We start from the raw sequence: 17,451 nt of genomic DNA, 5'->3' as shown, positions 1-17,451 counted from the left end.
CGCCGATTTTGCGGCTGGACTCGCTGATGCCCTGCATGGTGCTGACGACCTCGTTCACCACGTTGCCGCCCTGCAGGGCCACGCCCGCGGCGGCCTGGGCCAGCTGGTTGGCCTGCGCGGCGCTGTCGGCGTTGTGGCGCACCGTGCTGCCCAACTGCTCCATCGTGGCGGCGGTCTCTTCCAGCGCGCTGGCCTGCTCCTCGGTGCGGCCGGACAAGTCCTGGTTGCCTTGGGCGATCTCGGCGCTGGCCGTGGCGACGCTGTCGCTGCCGTTGCGCACGGTGCCCACGACCTGCGAGAGCTTCTCGGCCATGTCCTTGAGCGCGGCCAGCAACTGGCCTGTCTCGTCCTTGGCGGTGGTGTCGATGCGAACGTTCAGGTCGCCGGCGGCCACCGCCTGCGCCACCTGAACGGCCTGCCCCAGCGGGCGGGTGATGGACTTCGTGATGATGACGGCAGCCGCTATCCCCAGCGCCGCAGCCAGGGCCGCCAGCACGAACAACTGGGCCTTGGCGGTGCTGTAGGCGCTGGCGGCGACCTTGGCCTGGTCGTCGGACAGCTTGATGTTGTAGTCGAACCAGGCGCGCACGGCCTCGTGGGCTTCCTCATAGGCCTTGGCCGACGGCCCGGTCGCGATGGCCGTGGCCTGCGCCATCTTCGCCGGGTCCTGGACCGTCTGGCGCGAGGTCGGCTTGAGCTGGCCGTCCCAGATGGCTTGGTAGGCGTCTATGGCCGTCCTGGCCTGCTGCAGCAACCGCTTGTCCTCGTCGTCCGACAGCAGGTCCTTGGCGTACAGGTCCAAGGACGCGTAGAGCTCCTTGCGGTAGCGGTCGATCTTGGCCTCCAGTTCGTCCATCTGGGAAGCGGAGTTGGACAGGATGTGGCGGTACTCGAAGCGGCGGAGGTTGCCCAGGTTGATACCAATCTTGTCCTCGGCCTGGAACGATGGCACCAAGTTCACCGCGTAGTAATTGCTGTTGTCGGCCAGCTTGGACATCTGCCAGGCCGACGTGCCGACGATCACGGCCAAAAGCGCAAGCACCAGGCCGAAGCCCAGGAACAGGCGCGTACTGAGTTTGAAGTTCGACATGGGCCGATTCCATTCTTGAGATTGAGGGCCTGCATCGAAAGCGCATCCTTTGTGCTACGTCAGACCCGACCCCGGAATGATCTGCTTGCCCCGGTCAAGCATCGTTACCTGATCGTTACCTGATCGTTACGAAACAAAAGTGCTTGGAAAGGTGTATCCGGCGTCGTCAGCACCCCTAAACCATGCGATGAATGCATTAAATAGCTGCAGACAATGCATTGGATTTATCTTTGGGCTCTCTCTACGCTCTCGCCCGTCAGCTCACCACAAGGGCGAAGCAAGGAGACATGCGATGGAGCGATTCAAGGCCGGCAGGCGTTCTTTCCTCGTGATGGCGGGGGCAGCCGCCCTGGGCGCCACACCTGCGTGGGCCGATGAAAAGCCCGCCACGCTGCTGGTGCCCTATCCGGCCGGCGGCCCGTCGGACGCGATCGCGCGCATCGTCAACACGCCGCTGTCCAAGGCGCTGGGCCAGCAGGTGCTGGTGGACAACCTGGGCGGCGTCAGCGGCGCGCTGGCGGCGCAGAAGGTGCTGGCCGCGCCCGCGGACGGCCGCATGCTGTTCCAGGGCTCGCCCAACGAGGTGATCCTCTCGCCGTTGGCCAACGCCGCGGTCAAGCTCAGGGCCGAGGACTTCACGCTGGTCCACCCCATAGGCAACGCCGTGCTGGTGCTGGTCACGCGCAAGGACCTGCCGGTGAGCTCCGCCGACGAACTGCTGGACCTCGCGCGCAAGTCCAAGGACAGGCCGCTGACCTACGGCAGCGTGGGCATAGGCTCGCTCTACCACTTCATCGTCGAGGACGTCGCCAAGCAGACCGGCGTGGCGCTGCAGCACGTGCCCTACAAGGGCAACGCCCCGGTGCTGCAGGACTTGGGCGGCGGCATGGTGGACTTCGCCGTGCTGGTGTATTCGGCCGGCATGGGCGCGCTGGCCGAGCAGGGCAAGCTCAAGGTCATCGGCCAGCTCGGCGCGAAGCGCTCGGAGCTGCTGCCCAACGTGCCCGCCGTGGCCGAGGGCCGCCAGTTGAAGCACCTGAACTACACCATCTGGTCCGGCCTCATGGTGCGCAAGGACACGCCCGCGCCCGCGCTGGAAAAGCTGCACAAGGCCATGGCCGCCGTGCTGCAGGACGCCGAGGTGCGCAAGCAGCTCGCCGCGCAAAGCCAGACCGCGGCGCCGGCCATGACGCTGGCCGAGTCGGCGAAGTTCTTCGCGGACGAGGCCGCGCGCTACCGCCGCATCGCGCGCGACATCAACCTGCAGGCGCAGTGAGAAGGGGAACGGACGTGGATTTGCTGTCGCTGAGCACGGAGCAGTCGCCGGAGTTCGTGGCCCTGCGCCGCGACATCCACCGCCACCCCGAGCTGGGGTTCGAGGAGCATCGCACCAGCGCGCTGGTGGCGGGCAAGCTGCGCGACTGGGGTTACGAGGTCGAGCAGGGGCTGGGCGGCACCGGCGTGGTGGGCCGGTTGCGCCGCGGCAGCGGCAAGCGCCGCCTGGGGCTGCGCGCGGACATGGACGCGCTGCCCATACAGGAAGCCAACGGCTTGCCCCATGCCAGTTGCCGCGCCGGCCTCATGCACGGTTGCGGCCACGACGGGCACACCGCCATGCTGCTGGCCGCGGCGCGGCTGCTGGCGGCGGCCGATTTCGACGGCACGCTCAACCTCATCTTCCAGCCCGCCGAGGAAAGCCTGGGCGGCGCGCTGCGCATGCTGGAAGACGGCCTGTTCGACAAGTACCCCTGCGACGCCATCTTCGCCATGCACAACATGCCCGGCGTTGCGCAGGGCCGGCTGGTGCTGCGCGAGGGGCCGATGATGGCCTCTTCCGACTACGTGACCATCACGCTGCACGGCCGCGGCGGCCATGGCGCCATGCCGCAGCACGCGGCCGACCCGGTGGTGGCGGCCGCCTCCATCGTGATGGCGCTGCAGACCATCGTCGCGCGCAACGTCGATCCGCTGCAGGCCGCCGTGGTCACCGTGGGCGCGCTGCAGGCCGGGCAGGCCAACAACGTGATTCCGCAACAGGCGCACATGGAGCTCTCGGTGCGCGCGCTGGACCGCGGCGTGCGCGCGCTGCTGCGCGAGCGCATCCACGCGCTCGTGGCGGCGCAGGCCGAGAGCTTGGGCGTGCGTGCCGACATCGACTACCGCAGCGGCTACACCGTGCTGGTCAACGACGCCGCGCAGACCGCCCTGGCGCGCGAGGTGGCGCTGGAGCTCTTCGGCGCCGACCAGGTGACGCTGCAGGGCCCGCAGCTCACGGGCAGCGAGGACTTCGCCTTCATGCTGGAGCGCGTGCCGGGCAGCTATCTGCTCATCGGCAACGGGCAGGGCGATGGGGACGGCGACGCCGCGCACGCCTGCATGGTCCACAACCCCGGCTACGACTTCAACGACGCCAACATCCCCATAGGCGCCGCCTACTGGGTGAAGCTGGCGCAGCGCTTCCTGGCCTAGCGCGCGGCAGCGGCGCTTTTCCCCTGCCGCGGCGTGCAGCCGCGGCCCCCTGAGCGACGACACCACGGCCCGCGGCCCAAGCGCCGCGTTGGGCGCAGCTTGGCCGTGCGCGCCGTCGCGCCCTCAACCCAGCAGCAACCCAGCAGCACACGCGGCATCCCAGCCGCACAAAAGCAAAAACGACAAGGAGACGACCCATGCACAAGAAAAGCCATCTCATCGCCGCCGCCGTCCTGGCCGGCTGCGCCACCTCCGCGCTGGCGCAATCCAGCGTCGCCGTGTTCGGCATCATGGACCTCTATGCCGAGTCGGCCCGCCTCAGCGGCGCGCCCTCGGTGTCCAAGGTCTCCAACGGCGGGCTGTCGCCCTCGCGCTGGGGACTGCGCGGCAGCGAGGCGCTGGGCGGCGGGCTCAAGGCGGCCCTCATCCTGGAAAGCGGCTTCGCCCCCGACACCGGCCTGTCGCTTCAGGGCGGCCGGCTCTTCGGCCGCCAGGCCTGGGTGTCGCTGGCTTCCGCCACGGCGGGCGAGATCCGCCTGGGCCGCCAGTACGCGCCCATGCACTACGCCATGGCGGGCAGCGACGTCGAGGGATTCGCCAACTTCTCGCCCGTGCTGGCCATGTACCTCAGCGGCGACCAGGGCCGGCAGGACAACCAGGTGAGCTACTGGTCGCCCACCTTGGGCGGGCTGTCGGCCGCGGTGGCCGTGGCTTTCGGTGAGCGCGCAACGGTGGCGCCCGGCGCGTCGGCCGTGTGGGTGCCGGCCGCGGGCACGGCGCGCAACAGCGTGGGCGGCCTGCTGCGATACCAGTCCGGCGCGCTGGACGCCAGCCTGGCCGTCCACCAGGGCGGGCAGAGCCTGGGCAGCGGCACGGCCAAGCAGCAGGCCTTCAACCTCGGCGCGGCCTGGCAGTTCAGCAGCTTCCTGGCCAGCGGCAACTACTGGGAGCACTGCAACGACCTGCCCGGCACCGCCGCCACGCCCCGCACGCGCGGCGCTGCGCTGGGCGTGCGCGTGCCCGCGGGCGCCTGGAGCTTCGTGGCGCAGGCCGGCTGGGTGCAGGACAACGGCCGCGCCTGGGCCACGGGCGCGGACAAGGCCACGGGCAGGAACACCTTCCTCAACGTCGGTCTGAACCACGCGCTGTCCAAGCGCACCGACGTCTACGTGCGTTGGGTGCGCGTGACGGACGACAACGGCGGCTTCAACGGCCGCGCCACCGCGGCGCTCAACGGCCTGTTCGGCCCGGGCAACGCGTTGGCGGCCGACGGCCATGCCGGTACACTGGCCGCGGGCGTGCGCCACATGTTCTGAGCGCACACCCTGGCCTTCTTCGTGAAGGCCATGACCCGATCGGGAGAGCTCCCGGCCCGGCCTTCAAGGCCTGGCTGGGGCGCCGAAGGAGCAACCGCCCCGGAATCTCTCAGGCATCCAGGACCGGTCGGGTTCTCACACACACTCTGAAGAGCTGCCGGAGATCGTCGCCCGGCACACCGAAGGAGCAAGCGGCCCCAGGCGGGCCGTGAATCTCTCAGGTTCCGAACAGAGGGGGCGCGCGTGGCATGGATTGGGCCGCGCCGCGCGCCTTGGACCCTCTGACGTTTGCTGGAACCTGTTCCCATGAAGACGATTGCAGTCATTGGCGGCGGCATCACCGGTGTCACCACGGCTTACGCGCTTGCGCGCCGCGGCCTTGATGTCACGCTGTTCGAGCGCCACCGCTACGCCGGGATGGAAACCTCGTTTGCCAACGGCGGCCAGCTCTCGGCCTCCAACGCCGAGGTGTGGACGCACTGGTCCACCATCCTCAAGGGCCTGAAGTGGATGCTGCGCAGCGACGCGCCGCTGCTGGTCCATCCGAAGCCGAGCTGGCACAAGCTGTCGTGGTTCGCGCAGTTCATCGCCAACATCCCGCACTACGAGCGCAACACCGTGGCCACGGCCGAGCTGGCCATCCGCGCGCGCGAGCACCTCTTCGGCTGGGCCGACGCCGAGGGCATTGACTTCGACCTCAAGCGCCAGGGCATCCTGCACATCTACCGCGACCGCAAGGGGTTCGAGCATGCGGCAAGCGTGTCGGCGCTGCTGGCGCGCGGCGGGTTGCCGCGCCGCGCGGTGACGCCGCAGGAGATGCGCGCCATCGAGCCCACGCTGGCCGGCCAGTACTACGGCGGCTTCTACACGGAGAGCGACTCCACGGGCGACATCCACAAGTTCACGCATGGCCTGTCGCTGGCCTGCACGCGCCGCGGCGTGCGCACGCTCTACGGCCAGGACGTGCGCGCGCTGCGCAGCGACGGCCAGGTCGCCACGGTGGAAGCCGGCCAGGGCGCGCAGCGCGAAGTGCACCGCTTCGACGCCGTGGTGGTGTGCGCCGGCGTGGCCAGCCGGGAGCTGGCGGCGCAGTTGGGCGACCGGGTGAACATCTATCCCGTCAAGGGCTACTCCATCACCGTGAGCTTGCTGGACGAGGCCAGCCGCGCCGGCGCGCCCACCGTGAGCCTGCTGGACGACGAGACCAAGCTCGTGACCAGCCGCTTGGGCGACGACCGCTTCCGCGTGGCCGGCACGGCGGAATTCGATGGTTTCAACCGCAACATCCGCGCCGACCGCATCAAGCCGCTGGTGGACTGGGTGCAGCAGTGCTTCCCCGGCGTGAGCACGCGCCAGGTGGTGCCCTGGGCCGGCCTGCGGCCCATGATGCCGGACCTCATGCCCCGCGTGGGCCGCGGCCGCCGCGCCAACGTCTTCTACAACACCGGCCACGGCCACCTGGGCTGGACGCTCTGCGCGGCCACGGCCGACCTGCTGGGCTCGTCGGTGGAGCAGGCGTTGGGCGCGCGCCAGGCGCTGCCGGCAGGGGCGCTGGCGGCTTGAGCGGCGGCTGAGACGACACGGCCTCCTACAGGTGTGCGTTGCTGTTTTTTTGGAATGGCCGTTCAGCGGGGCTGGGCCGCCGCCTTTTGCAGGTGGTCGATCAGCGCCCGCGTCACATGGCTCAGCTCCCCCGGCTCCCGCAGCACGATGGCCATCTGCCGCGTGGCCCAGGCCTCCTTGAGCTCCACGCTGCGCAGCCGCCCGGCGGCCACGTACGGCGCCAGCACGCCCTGCGGCAGCAGCGTGATGCCCAGCCGCGTTTCCACCAGGCGGCACATGGCGTCGAAGCTGCTGACCTGGATGCGCTGCAAGAGTGCCCGCCCGCAGGCCTGCGCGCCTTGCTGCATCAGCGCCGAGAGGGAGCTCTCGGCATGCGGGCCGACGAAGGGATAGGCCAGCGCCTCCTCGAAGCGCACCGCCTTGCGCCGCGCCAGCGCATGGCCGTTGGGCACGCCCAGCACCAGGCGGTCGGTGCGGTAGGGCAGGGCGCTGAGGCCAGGCGCCGCCGTTGGGCCGGCAACGATGCCCAGGTCCGCGCTGCCGTCGGCCACGGCACGCGCAATGGCCTTGCCCGTGCGCTCCTCCAGCGAGATGTGCACGCCGGGGTGGCGGGAGAGAAAGCTTTCAAGCTCTTCCGGCAGGAACTGCGTCAGCGCCGAGGCCACGGCATGCAGCCGGATGTGGCCCTTCATGCCGCCGGCGTACTCGCCCAGCTCCTCGTCCATGCGCTGGACGAGCTGCAGCATCTGCCGCGCGTGGTGCAGCAGCGACTGCCCCGCGGGCGTGAGCGCCACGCCACGCGCCTGGCGTATGAGCAAGGGCGTGCGCGCCAGCTCCTCCAGCTCCGCGATGCGCTTGCTCACCGCCGACACGGCCAGGTGCTGCCGCTGCGCGGCGTGGGTGAGGTTGCCGCACTCGGCGACGGCGACGAAGAGCTCCAAGCTGGTGAGGTCGTGACGCATGGGCGCGAATCTGCCAGAACGCAGCCATGAAACGCTTTGGCCATGCTCGGCCGGCACGCGACGGCACCATGGCGGGCATGAGTACCAAGTCAGAAACGTCAAGGACTGACAGCGACATCGAGCAACTGCGCACCCAGATCGATGAGCTTCGTCTCGAAGTCGAAAAACACCGGCAAGCCGCCGCAGCACCCGGCCGCGGCCGTTCCAGGCGGGACAGGGCCGCGCACGCCCTGTCCGCCCGCGAAGGGCTGTGGTACTTGGGCCGCTTCATGCTGGCCGGCACGGGCGTCGCCACCGCCCTGGTCCTGGCGCTGGGCCTCGTCGAGAAGATCTGACCCGGTTGCAAACAAAAAAATCGGGCTCTGGGAGCCCGATTTTTGGGTTGAAGGGGTGAATTACAGGCGTGCCGTGCAGGCCGCGTAGGTGGACGGGCAGGTGGCGGTCAACCCGCCGGCGGCGTCCTTGGGGAAGGCCGAGGACTTGAAGAACTCCAGCACGCGCGGGTAGTCGTTGCCGAAGCGCGGGCGCGTCCAGAACATGTAGTTGGCCGCAAGCCGCGTGCGGCCGAAGGCGTAGAGCTCGCTGATCTTGGGCGGATTGGGCGCGCCGTGCTGCACGGTGGTGGCGTAGTTCTCGGGCTGCACCGACGGGCCTATGGCCACCTTGCCCTTGGCCAGGTCGTACAGCGGATAGATGTGGGTGTTGAGGTCGCGGTCTTCCAGGAAGATGTCCGGCCCGCCCAGTGCCACGCCGCTGCCGGCCATGCTCGTGACCAGCCCCGGCATGTAGGTCTTGGGGAAGTTGATGAACTGCATGACCACGGTGTTGGGGAAGGCCCGCTGCGTGGCCGCATCCACCTGCGCCAGGTTGTTGAAGTAGGCGCGCTTTTGTTCCGTGGTCAACGGCACCAGCGTCTGGCCCATGGCCGTTTCGTTGAAGGTGACGCCTTCGAGCGCGTTGTGGCGGTTCAGCCGCGCGCCCATGGCATTGCCCAGCGCGACGAGGCGGTCGCGCACCTTGGTGTTGTGCAGCGCCGCGTTCTGGCCGTAGCGCTCGGTGCTGCCAATGGCGTCGCGCGCGCCGATCACGATCTTGTAGGCGCCGCCCTCGTACTCCGGCGTCATCAGGTAGTCCGGCACGGCGCGGCCGCCGGGGCGGAACACCTTGGTGGCCACCATCACCCACAGCCGCTTGCCCGCGCCCTGCGCCAGGCTCAGGTCGCGCTCGATGCGGCTGAAGTCGTAGACGCCCTTGGCCGTCTCCAGTTGCGCCCACTCGTAGCGCAGGATCAGCCCCTTCACCTGCGGCAGCGCGCGTATCTCGGCCAGCGCCTTGAGGATGGTGCTTTCGTCGCGCAGCGGCAGCGAGACGTAGTGGCCGGGGTTCCACTTCACGCGCAGGTCGGCCGTGGCCGCGGCAGCGGCCGCAGCCAGGGCGTGCTCGGTGGGCTCGGCCAACTGCATTTGGCTGGTGAGGAAGGCGGCGGATTCCACGGCGTCGTCCTGCAGCTCCCAGGGGGCCACGCGCGGGGCCGCATCGGCCATGGCGTCCGGCGCCGTGGGGGTGTTGTGGGCCTGCGCCACCGGCACGGCCTGCACGGCTTCCAGCGTGGCGGACGCCGCGGCGTCATGGCCGGCATCGCCGCCGCCGCCGCCGCAGGCGGCCAACAGGGCGGACACGGCCAGCGAGACGGCAAGGGCCAGCCGCGTGGCAGAGAAATTGTGGGTGTTGTTCATGACCGGCAAACCATCGGCGGGGCGTCGCCGCAACGGCCTCCGGCACGCGCGCTTGTTCAGCGCTGGGCGTGGCCGGCGGCGGGATCAAGGAAAAGACGTTGCCGTTGTTGCGCGTGCTGCGCGGCTGCTGTTGTGAGCTTGTTTTTTGACGGCGTGCCCAGGACATCGGCGCGGAGCCGGGGCGGTTGAATCACGAAAAACGTCAAAAAATGTGTACGAAGTAACCGGGCTGGCAACAGTTCGCGCGGGAGCGCCGCCTGCCGCCGGGCCGCAGGGGCCGTGCCGGACGGCCTAAGCTGCTCGCCCATGAATGTCCGCCTACACCGAATTCACCGATTTCCCCTGGCCCTGGCCACCGCGTCGGCGCTGCTGGCCGGCGGCGGCAGCGCCCAAGCCGCCGACGAGGAGGCGTCCGCCGCCCAAGGCCTGGCCCCTTGCGTGGACGCGCTGCGCAAGCGGCTGCCGGAGGCGCCGGATGTTTCGCCGCGCAGCTTCGAGCAGTACACGCGCACGGCGCAGGACTTGCGCCCGGTGATCGAGGCCGCCACCGCCTCGCAGCCGGAGTTCCAGATTCCCATCTGGGACTACCTCGCGCGCCGCGTGGACGCCGAGCGCATCGCCGACGGCCGCGCGCTGCTGGCGTCCCAGGCCGCGGCGCTGGCGGCCATCGCCCAGCGCCACGGCGTGGACGCCGCCACCAACGTGGCCGTGTTCGGCATAGAGACCGACTACGGCCGCGTGCAGGGCCGCTACCCGGTGGTGGACGCCACGCTCAGCCGCGCCTGCCTGAACCTGGACAGCGCCGAGCGGCGCCGCAATTTCTTCGCCGCGCTGTGGTTGCTGCAGGAGGGGCACGTGGTGCCCGAGACTTTCCTGGGCTCGTGGGCGGGCGCCTTCGGCCAGACGCAGTTCATGCCCGCCACCTTCAAGGCCTACATGGACAGCGCCACCGAGGGCGCGCGCCGCGTGGACATCGTGGGCAGCACGCCGGACGCGCTGGCCACCACGGCGCGCTTCCTGGCCGCGCTGGGCTGGCGCAGCGGCCTGCCCTGGGGCGTGGAGGTGAAGCTGCCCAACGCGGCGCTGGAGCGCTTCAACGCCCAGGAGAGCGGCCACCGCTGCCTGGAGCGCGGCCAGCCGCAGGGCCAGTGCCGCACGCTGGCGCAATGGGCGGCCGACGGTGTGCGGCGCGTCGACGGTGGCCCGCTGCTGGGCGAGGGCGGCGCGCCGGGCTGGGAGGCCGAGCTGCGCACCGCGCTGCTCATGCCCGCGGGCGCCGAGGGGCCGGCCTGGCTGGTGACGCCCAACTACCAGGCCATCTGGCGCTACAACCGCGCCGACTCCTACGGGCTGGCCATCGGCCTGCTTTCCGACGCGCTGCGCGGCGCGCCGCCGCCCCGCCAACCCTGGCCCACGGACGATCCGCTGCTCTCGCGCCGCGATCTGAAGGAGCTTCAGGCGCTGCTGCGTGCGCGCGGCCACTGCGAGGTGCAGCCGGACGGCCGCGACGGCCCGCGCACGACGGCCGCCATCCGCGCGGAAGAGATGCGGCTGGCGCTGCCGGACACGGGGCGGTCGGGCGGGCGCATCCTGGCGCGGCTGCGCGCTGAAGCGCCGGCGGCCAAGGAAGGCGCGTCGTCCTGCGCGGGCGGCGAGGCGGCTGCCTTACCCGCCGCGGCCGTGCCCGCCGCCGTGCAGGCGTCGGAGGCGGAGGTGCGCCGCTGACGGGGGCGCCGGCCGTCGGCCCGCGAGGGCCAGGGGCCTCAGCCGGCACCGTGGCGGCGCCGGCTGGAAGGCCAGGCCAGCCGCCTCAGGCTGCCGCCGGGCGCGAGCGCGGCGTCTTGCCCTGGGCCAGATCGGTGACGCTGCGCACGGCCTCGGTGGCCATGGCAGGCGCCTGTTTCAGCATGGTCTTCGAGGTCTGGTCCATGAAGCTCATGCTGGTCTGGCTCAGCTCGCTCCAGAACTCCAGCCAGTTCTTGAACAGGCCCATGACGAAGTCGCTGAAGGCGTTGGACATGAACAGGTTGCTGGCCGTGGCCGCCCCCTGGTCGGCCATCTTCTGGGCGGTGCCCAGCGTCTGCGACATGACCTCGGGCGAGGTCGAGAACTGCGCCCACAAATCCATGTTGGCGCGCGCCAGCTTGGTGTAGGGGCTCAGCAGGTTTTCAAAGGCTTCGGTGGGCATGGTGGGCTCCTGTGTCGAACGGATTCCGGATCAGGCTCGCCGATGGGGCCCCGGCTCTGGCTTGGCGAGCATGTGTTCGGCCACCTCAGCAGGCCCGGCGCATGGCGCCTGACCCGCACGGCGGCCCCTTCGTCTCCTGTGCTGCCGGGGCAATCGTTTTTTGGATTTTGCTGCATTGCAGCAATTCGCGCGCCCTGGCGGACGCGGGCTTTCAGAACGAAACAACTTGCCCGTTGCCTGCGGCAGGGCCATCGTGCAAGCCGCTCACGGCCCAAGGCCGCTTGCCACGCCGCATGGCCAGCGAGAGGGCAAACATGCGGACATCGACGGCAAACTGGGCAGAATTCGAAGGACCTTCAGGTTTTCATATTCCGCAATCCACGCGGTGGAATCGCACGACGCCGGCCAAAAAGTTGTTGACGATATTGCAGCGCCTGTTGCAGACTGAAGGCATGCATTTCTTCGCCACCCTCGTCCTAAAGTCGGGTCTAGCACCCGGCCGGGGTTGGCGCGTGCCTGAGCGGTATTGAACTGCCGCTGTTCCAGGCGAACAGAATTTCCCCCAATCCCGGCCGCGTAACAGTCTCTTGAGGTTTCAAGAGGACTGCAGGGAAATGCCGTCATTTTTTCCCGTACCGCCATCGGCGGTGTTCCAAATACGCGACTGCCCATGCTCTCCAACCCCGCTTCCCGTTACCGCCGTCCGCCTGCCGTTGATTTGCCACAGCGCCAATGGCCGAACCGTCAAATTGAAAATGCGCCTGTCTGGCTTTCCACCGACCTGCGCGACGGCAACCAGGCCTTGTTCGAACCCATGAGCCGCGAGCGCAAGCTGGAGTTTTTCCATCACCTCGTGCGCACCGGCTTCAAGGAAATCGAGATCGGTTTTCCCGCGGCCTCTCAAATCGATTTTGACGTGGTCAGGCAGCTCGTTGAAAACGGCGAGATTCCCTCGGACGTCTGGCCCATGGCCATGACGCAGGCGCGGGAGGATTTGATTCAAAGAACCATCGCTTCCCTGGCCGGTGCCCGGCAGGCCATCGTCCACCTGTACAACGCCACGTCGCCGGTGTGGCGGCGCATCGTGTTCAACATGAGCGTGGCCGAGGTCATGCAATTCATTGAGCACCATGTGAGCCTGGTGAAGAAACTCACGGACCAGCACCCGGAAACGGAATGGGTATTGCAGTACAGCCCCGAGACTTTCTGCATGACGGAACTGGAGGTTTCCCTGCAGGCGTGCAATACGGCCATTCGCGCCTGGGACGCGGGGCCGGGACGGAAAATCATCATCAATTTGCCCACCACCGTGGAAGTGAGCACGCCCAACGTGTTCGCCGACCAGATCGAGTGGATGCACCAGCGCCTGGAGCGCCGCGAGCACGTCGTCCTGTCCGTGCACCCGCACAACGACCGCGGCACGGGCGTGGCCTGCGCGGAGCAGGCGCTGCTGGCCGGCGCGCAGCGCGTGGAGGGCTGCCTTTTCGGCAACGGCGAGCGCAGCGGCAACGTGGATCTGGTGACGCTGGCCTTGAACCTCTATACCCACGGCATTCACCCGGGGCTGGATTTTTCGGACATTTCCGGCCTGGCCCGCGTCGTGGAAACCGCCACCGGATTGCCCATCCACCCGCGGCACCCCTATGCCGGCGACCTGGTATTCACGGCCTTTTCCGGCTCGCACCAGGATGCCATCAAAAAGGGTTTGGCCGTGCAGCGCCGGGATGATGTCTGGGAGGTGCCTTACCTGCCGCTGGACCCCGCGGATATTGGGCGCAGCTATGACGGCATCATTCGCGTCAACGCCCAATCCGGCAAGGGCGGCATCGCCTATTTGCTGGAAAGAGAGCATGGCGTGGTATTGCCGCGGCGCATGCTGGTGGAATTCAGCGCGGTGGTGCAAAAGGCCGCCGATGCCAGCGAGGCTGAATTGTCCGGCGCTGATTTGTGGAAGCTGTTCGAATCCTCCTACCTGAATGCGCACGCGCAGGCTGAAAAGGGCATTCAATACCTGGACCACACCTTGCGGCAGGACGGTGACGGCGTGCAGGTGGACATCGAACTGGGCCCGCCCGCAAGCCGCCGCGTGATTCGCGGCATGGGCACGGGGCCTATTGATGCCACGGTCCATGCGTTGGGCCTGCCCGTTTCCGTCCACGCTTACGAGGAGAAAAGCCTGAAGCAAGGTGCCGATGCCCAGGCCCTGGCGATTGTGGAAATTGCCTTGGAGGGTTTGCCGGGCACCTGCTTCGGTGCGGCCATTTCGGAAAACCTGGCCACGGCTTCCATTTTGGCCGTTCTGTCCGCGGTATCGCGCGCCGCTCAGTCCCTGCCGCGGCCGGCAGGGGAAATGGCCGCCGCCTGAGTAGTGGTGCTTTCATGGCCTGCCGCGATGGAATTTCAAAAAGCGCGGTGGCGTGGAAGCACCTTATTCAGTAGGAAAAAATAGGCAATAAAACGGACATTCACGGCCGGCACGCCGGAGGTGAATGTCCGCCTTGGGCGTGGCGGCCCGCGCGGTTTCAACCCCGCCGCCGCTTCGCGGCCACGCCCAGCACGCCCAGGCCGGCGAGCATCAGCGCGTAGGTGGAGGGCTCGGGGATGGAGGGCAGCGTGCCGCCGGCCACCGCGCCCCACTTGCCCCAGATCGTGGCCATGTGGTCCTTGTCGTTGCGCAGCAGCACGGAGATCTGGCCGGTTTCGTGCTGGTAGTCGGCCGGCGAGAGCCAGTCAGAGATGGCGCCGATTTCATGCTGCACGGGGCCGCCCTCGATGAACTTGGAGTCGAAGAAGAAGCCGGCACGCGCGGTTTCCGGGCCCTTGTATTCGCGCGGCGGCTTGCGCCACGGGTCCACCCAGGCGTCCAGCGTGTATTGGGCGGTGATGCGCACGCCGGTGTTGGCCGTGAGTTGGAACAGCGGGCTGCCCGGCAGGCCCTGGAAGCGTGCGTAGGCGTAGAACTCGTTGCCGCTGTTGCGGGCACCGCCGGTGTCGGTGCTGCCGGCCATGCTGCTGGCAAACAGGCCCGCGAGCGAAGCCGTGGCGGCTACGGCCCTGGGCGGCTCGCCCGGGTCGATAACGTACTGTTGAGAGACGCTGGAGACGCCTTGGAAATCGGCGAAGTCGTTGGCGCAGGCCGGATTGGCCGGGCTGCAGTAGTGGGAGCCTATGAGCGTGCGCGCGTGCGATACGCCCGTGAAACTGATGCCCGGAGCCACGCCGTCGGCCGCGTCCAGGTCCACCAAGTCGAAGCGCAGTCCCGTGAGGCTGGCGCTGGAGCCCACGCCGGCCATGGCGGGCGCGGCCAGCGCGGCGGCCGCGGCAATCACAAGGAATTTCATCAGCGAATCTCCGTTGAAAATTAAGAAATCAACGTGTCTCCCTGGAAAAATTAATCCTGTTGAATTTGGTAAACGGTATTGCTGATCAATATCCGGTGCCGAAATCGGCACGAATACTAAGCCTGCTCAATATCCATTGAATGACCTTGCTGGCCGCTTTACTTGGGTACAGGGGTGTTGCCTGGTTTTGTCACGAATTGGGGGAATTTGTTGTGGACGTGGAAAGGAGTTTCGACGCGATACCGCGAGGCAAACGCCTGCCATGGCCGCGGCCACGGCGCCTTGACGTGGCGCAGCCTGGTTGCGCGGGCTCTCGTGCCTGCTGCGGATAGGGACTATGTTCATCCGCAATGCGTCGTTCGCGGCCGGGTTCTCGCTCGGGAAGATGCCGTTCGTCACGCAACGAACGCGGCCCCGGGGAGGGCCCACCAAGGACCATGAGCTTCTACCAAGACTTCGCCGACAAGACCGCCATCGAGGCCTGGCATGCCCGCGAGCGCCAGCCCTACCGCCATTTCGATCTCAAGCCGCTGGCGCCGACGCTGGGCGCCGAGATTCGAGGGCTGGACCTGTCGCGGCCGCTGGGCGCGCAGCAGGCGGACGAGCTGCGCCGTGCCATGGGCGAGTACCTCGTGCTGGCCTTCCGCGGCCAGCAGCTCGACGGCGAGCAGCACAAGGCCTTCGCGCGGCAATTCGGCCGGCTGCACCGCCATGTGCTGGCCAAGGACCGTGTGGTGGCCGGAGGCACGGACGACCCGGAAATCCTGGCCTGGCGGACAGGGCCGCAGTCGCGCTTCACCGCGGGCGACGCCTGGCACCACGACGTGTCGTGCGATGCGGCGCCCATCTGGGGCTCCTTCCTGCGCGTGACCCGGCTGCCGCCGGGCGGCGGCGGGGACACGGCCTTCGCCAACATGGAGCTGGCCTACGAGTCGCTGTCCGAGCCCTACAAGCGCTTCCTGCAGGGCCTGACCGCCCTGCACGACGGCGCGCAGGCCTGGACGGCCGGCTACGGCGCCAGGCCCGCGCCGGGCAAGGCCTTCCCGGCCAGCGAGCACCCGGTGGTGGCCACGCATCCCCACACGGGACGCAAATTCCTGTTCGTCAACGAGGCGTTCACCAGCCACATCGTGCAGCTCGGCCGCGACGAGAGCAGCGCCGTGCTGCAGCAGCTCTACGCCCACGTGCGCAGGCACCTCGCGTTCCAGGTGCGCGTGCACTGGGAGCCCGGCACGCTGCTGTTCTGGGACAACTGGGCCACGCAGCACCATGCGGTGTGGGACTACTTCCCGCAGGAGCGCTGGGGCGAGCGCGTCTCGGTGTGCCTGGAGGAGGGCCCCAGGGCCTGAGCGCGCGGCGGGCGCCTCCGGCGCCGCCGCTTGCCGCGGGCCTGCCGGCCGAACGATGGCGCTGCCTGCGGCGTTGCGCGGCGCAAACACCCCGCGGCGGCCGCCGGCCGGGGCCGGCGCGGCCCCCGGCGAGAATGGGGCACACCCACAAAGGCCCCGCGCATGTCCTCGCCCAAGACCCTCGTCCTCTACCACGGCAAATGCGCCGACGGCTTCGGTGCCGCCCTCTCCGCCTGGCTGGCGCTGGGCGACTCGGCCGAATACCGGCCCTGCGTCTACGGCGAGCCCACGCCGGAGGTGGCCGGCCGCGACGTCTTCATCCTCGACTACTCCTTCGAGCCGGACGTGATGCGCGCCCTGGGCACGCAGGCGCGCAGCATCACGCTGCTGGACCACCACGTCTCCGCGCAGAAGCGGCTGCACTGCATCCAGCTCGATTGCGAGCACCGCCTGCACTTCGACCTTGGGCGCTCCGGCGCCGTCATCGCCTGGGAGTTCTTCCATCCCGGCAAGCCGGTGCCCTACCTGCTGCAGGCCGTGCAGGCGCGCGACCTGTGGACCTGGGACGTGCCGGACGCGCGCCCCTTCCTCGCCGCGCTGGACCTGCTGCCCACCGAGTTCCCGGCCTGGAAGGCCGTGCTGGAGCAAAGCGAGCCGGAGCGGCAGCGCATGGTGGAGCGCGGCGTGGCGATGGAAGCCAAGTTCGACGCGCTGTGCACCGCCATCGCCGAGCAGCCTGCGGCCATACGCATAGACGGCGAGGCGGGGCTGATGGTCAATGCCCCCTCGGACTTCGCCAGCGCCGTGGGCAGCCTGCTGGCGCAAAAGAGCGGCACGTTCAGCCTGATCTGGCGCGTGGACCAGCAGGGCCGCCTCAAGTGCAGCTTGCGCTCGGTGAAGAGCTTCGACGTCGAGCGGCTGGCCGCGCGCTTTGGCGGCGGCGGCCACGCGCAGGCGGCGGCTTTCATATTGCCCGGCGAGCGGGTGATGGACGTGGTGCGGGGCGAGCTCACGTCCGGCGCTGCCGTGGCGTGAACCGGGCGCGCGGCACCGCGGCGCACGCCCCGCGGTGCATGCGCCTCACGGCAGCCTGAAGAACGCCACCTCCTCGTTCAGCCGCCGCGCGTTGGTGCTCAGCGTCGAAGCGGCGGCCGCCGTCTGCTCCACCAGCGTGGCGTTTTGCTGCGTCATGGCGTCGAGCTGCTCCACGGCGTGGCCCACCTCCTGCAGGCCCTGCGTCTGCTCGGCCGTGCCGTGGCTGATGGCCTGGATCAGGTCCTTGATGCGCTCGGCGTGGCCCACGATGTCCGTCATGGTCGCGCCGGCCTGCGTGACGACCTCCGAGCCCTCCTGCACGCGCGCCACGCTGCCCTCGATGAGTTGCTTGATCTCGCGCGCGGCCGCGCCGCTGCGCTGCGCCAGGGCGCGCACCTCGGC

The 17,451-nt window shown here is 68.9% G+C and carries 17 protein-coding genes and 2 riboswitches; of the genes, 10 read left to right on the top strand and 7 right to left on the bottom strand.

Going from position 1 to position 17,451, the window contains the following annotated elements; translation table 11 throughout:
- Positions 1-1,090 (bottom strand): methyl-accepting chemotaxis protein (locus ALA01S_RS35060; protein WP_157119303.1); only part of this gene is annotated, 1,090 nt, incomplete at its 3' end.
- Positions 1,091-1,382: 292 nt separating this feature from the next.
- Here ALA01S_RS35060 and ALA01S_RS26785 point away from each other — a divergent pair.
- The 4 genes from ALA01S_RS26785 (at position 1,383) to ALA01S_RS26770 (ending at position 6,438) form a co-directional block, all read left to right on the top strand.
- Positions 1,383-2,366: a Bug family tripartite tricarboxylate transporter substrate binding protein gene (locus ALA01S_RS26785; protein WP_066342339.1), complete on the top strand. Its 984-nt coding sequence runs from the start codon at positions 1,383-1,385 to the stop codon at positions 2,364-2,366.
- A 14-nt stretch (positions 2,367-2,380) separates the two neighbouring features.
- Positions 2,381-3,559, top strand: a complete 1,179-nt coding sequence (locus tag ALA01S_RS26780) for a M20 aminoacylase family protein (RefSeq protein WP_066342338.1) — start codon at positions 2,381-2,383, stop codon at positions 3,557-3,559.
- A gap of 197 nt (positions 3,560-3,756) precedes the next feature.
- Positions 3,757-4,875: a porin gene (locus ALA01S_RS26775; RefSeq protein WP_066342337.1), complete on the top strand. Its 1,119-nt coding sequence runs from the start codon at positions 3,757-3,759 to the stop codon at positions 4,873-4,875.
- Positions 4,876-4,905: 30 nt separating this feature from the next.
- Positions 4,906-5,011: riboswitch (glycine riboswitch) on the top strand.
- Positions 5,012-5,117, top strand: a riboswitch (glycine riboswitch). It abuts the riboswitch before it with no gap.
- 64 nt (positions 5,118-5,181) lie between these two features.
- On the top strand, positions 5,182-6,438 hold the full coding sequence (locus tag ALA01S_RS26770) for a D-amino acid dehydrogenase (RefSeq protein ID WP_066342336.1): 1,257 nt from the start codon (positions 5,182-5,184) through the stop codon (positions 6,436-6,438).
- Positions 6,439-6,500: 62 nt separating this feature from the next.
- On the opposite strand, the gene ALA01S_RS26765 is transcribed toward ALA01S_RS26770, so the two are convergent.
- Entirely contained in the window at positions 6,501-7,400 is a 900-nt protein-coding gene (locus tag ALA01S_RS26765; RefSeq protein WP_066342335.1) for a LysR substrate-binding domain-containing protein, read from the bottom strand.
- A gap of 77 nt (positions 7,401-7,477) precedes the next feature.
- Between ALA01S_RS26765 and ALA01S_RS26760 the strand changes: the two genes are divergently transcribed.
- A complete protein-coding gene (locus tag ALA01S_RS26760; RefSeq protein ID WP_157119302.1) occupies positions 7,478-7,735 on the top strand; it encodes a hypothetical protein in 258 nt (85 codons plus the stop codon).
- A 60-nt stretch (positions 7,736-7,795) separates the two neighbouring features.
- Here the strand turns inward: ALA01S_RS26760 and ALA01S_RS26755 are convergent, their stop codons facing one another.
- Together ALA01S_RS26755 and ALA01S_RS33560 are read right to left on the bottom strand one after the other, a co-directional pair.
- Complete coding sequence (locus ALA01S_RS26755) at positions 7,796-9,136, bottom strand: hypothetical protein (protein WP_066342333.1); 1,341 nt, start codon at positions 9,134-9,136, stop codon at positions 7,796-7,798.
- Between the two features lie 56 nt (positions 9,137-9,192).
- The gene (locus tag ALA01S_RS33560; RefSeq protein WP_157119301.1) at positions 9,193-9,444 is read right to left on the bottom strand and encodes a hypothetical protein; all 252 of its coding nucleotides are present in this window, start codon (positions 9,442-9,444) and stop codon (positions 9,193-9,195) included.
- Between ALA01S_RS33560 and ALA01S_RS26750 the strand changes: the two genes are divergently transcribed.
- Positions 9,443-10,861, top strand: coding sequence for a lytic murein transglycosylase (locus tag ALA01S_RS26750; RefSeq protein ID WP_066342332.1), 1,419 nt, complete (start codon positions 9,443-9,445; stop codon positions 10,859-10,861). The genes ALA01S_RS33560 and ALA01S_RS26750 overlap by 2 nt on opposite strands.
- Positions 10,862-10,946: 85 nt before the next feature.
- Here the strand turns inward: ALA01S_RS26750 and ALA01S_RS26745 are convergent, their stop codons facing one another.
- Positions 10,947-11,324 carry a hypothetical protein gene (locus tag ALA01S_RS26745; RefSeq protein ID WP_066342331.1) on the bottom strand — a complete coding sequence of 126 codons (378 nt, stop codon included), beginning with the start codon at positions 11,322-11,324 and terminating at the stop codon, positions 10,947-10,949.
- A 101-nt stretch (positions 11,325-11,425) separates the two neighbouring features.
- On the opposite strand from ALA01S_RS26745, the gene ALA01S_RS33555 reads away from it, so the two are divergent.
- Both ALA01S_RS33555 and ALA01S_RS26740 read left to right on the top strand, forming a co-directional pair.
- A complete protein-coding gene (locus ALA01S_RS33555; protein WP_157119300.1) occupies positions 11,426-11,854 on the top strand; it encodes a hypothetical protein in 429 nt (142 codons plus the stop codon).
- Between the two features lie 140 nt (positions 11,855-11,994).
- Positions 11,995-13,689 (top strand): 2-isopropylmalate synthase, encoded by a 1,695-nt coding sequence (locus ALA01S_RS26740; RefSeq protein ID WP_066342330.1) that lies wholly within the window; start codon positions 11,995-11,997, stop codon positions 13,687-13,689.
- A 157-nt stretch (positions 13,690-13,846) separates the two neighbouring features.
- Here the strand turns inward: ALA01S_RS26740 and ALA01S_RS35055 are convergent, their stop codons facing one another.
- Positions 13,847-14,665 carry a PEP-CTERM sorting domain-containing protein gene (locus tag ALA01S_RS35055; protein ID WP_084267983.1) on the bottom strand — a complete coding sequence of 273 codons (819 nt, stop codon included), beginning with the start codon at positions 14,663-14,665 and terminating at the stop codon, positions 13,847-13,849.
- Between the two features lie 437 nt (positions 14,666-15,102).
- Here ALA01S_RS35055 and ALA01S_RS26730 point away from each other — a divergent pair, with 437 nt between their 5' ends.
- Positions 15,103-16,014, top strand: coding sequence for a TauD/TfdA dioxygenase family protein (locus ALA01S_RS26730; protein WP_066342328.1), 912 nt, complete (start codon positions 15,103-15,105; stop codon positions 16,012-16,014).
- Positions 16,015-16,176: 162 nt separating this feature from the next.
- On the top strand, positions 16,177-17,049 hold the full coding sequence (locus ALA01S_RS26725; RefSeq protein ID WP_066342327.1) for a DHHA1 domain-containing protein: 873 nt from the start codon (positions 16,177-16,179) through the stop codon (positions 17,047-17,049).
- Between the two features lie 45 nt (positions 17,050-17,094).
- Here ALA01S_RS26725 and ALA01S_RS26720 read toward each other — a convergent pair.
- The coding region (locus tag ALA01S_RS26720; RefSeq protein ID WP_238455964.1) for a methyl-accepting chemotaxis protein at positions 17,095-17,451 on the bottom strand (357 nt) is incomplete at its 5' end.

Source organism: Azohydromonas lata NBRC 102462, assembly GCF_001571085.1.
Classification (GTDB): Bacteria; Pseudomonadota; Gammaproteobacteria; order Burkholderiales; family Burkholderiaceae_C; genus Azohydromonas; species Azohydromonas lata.
This window is presented reverse-complemented; position numbering and strand designations above follow the sequence as displayed.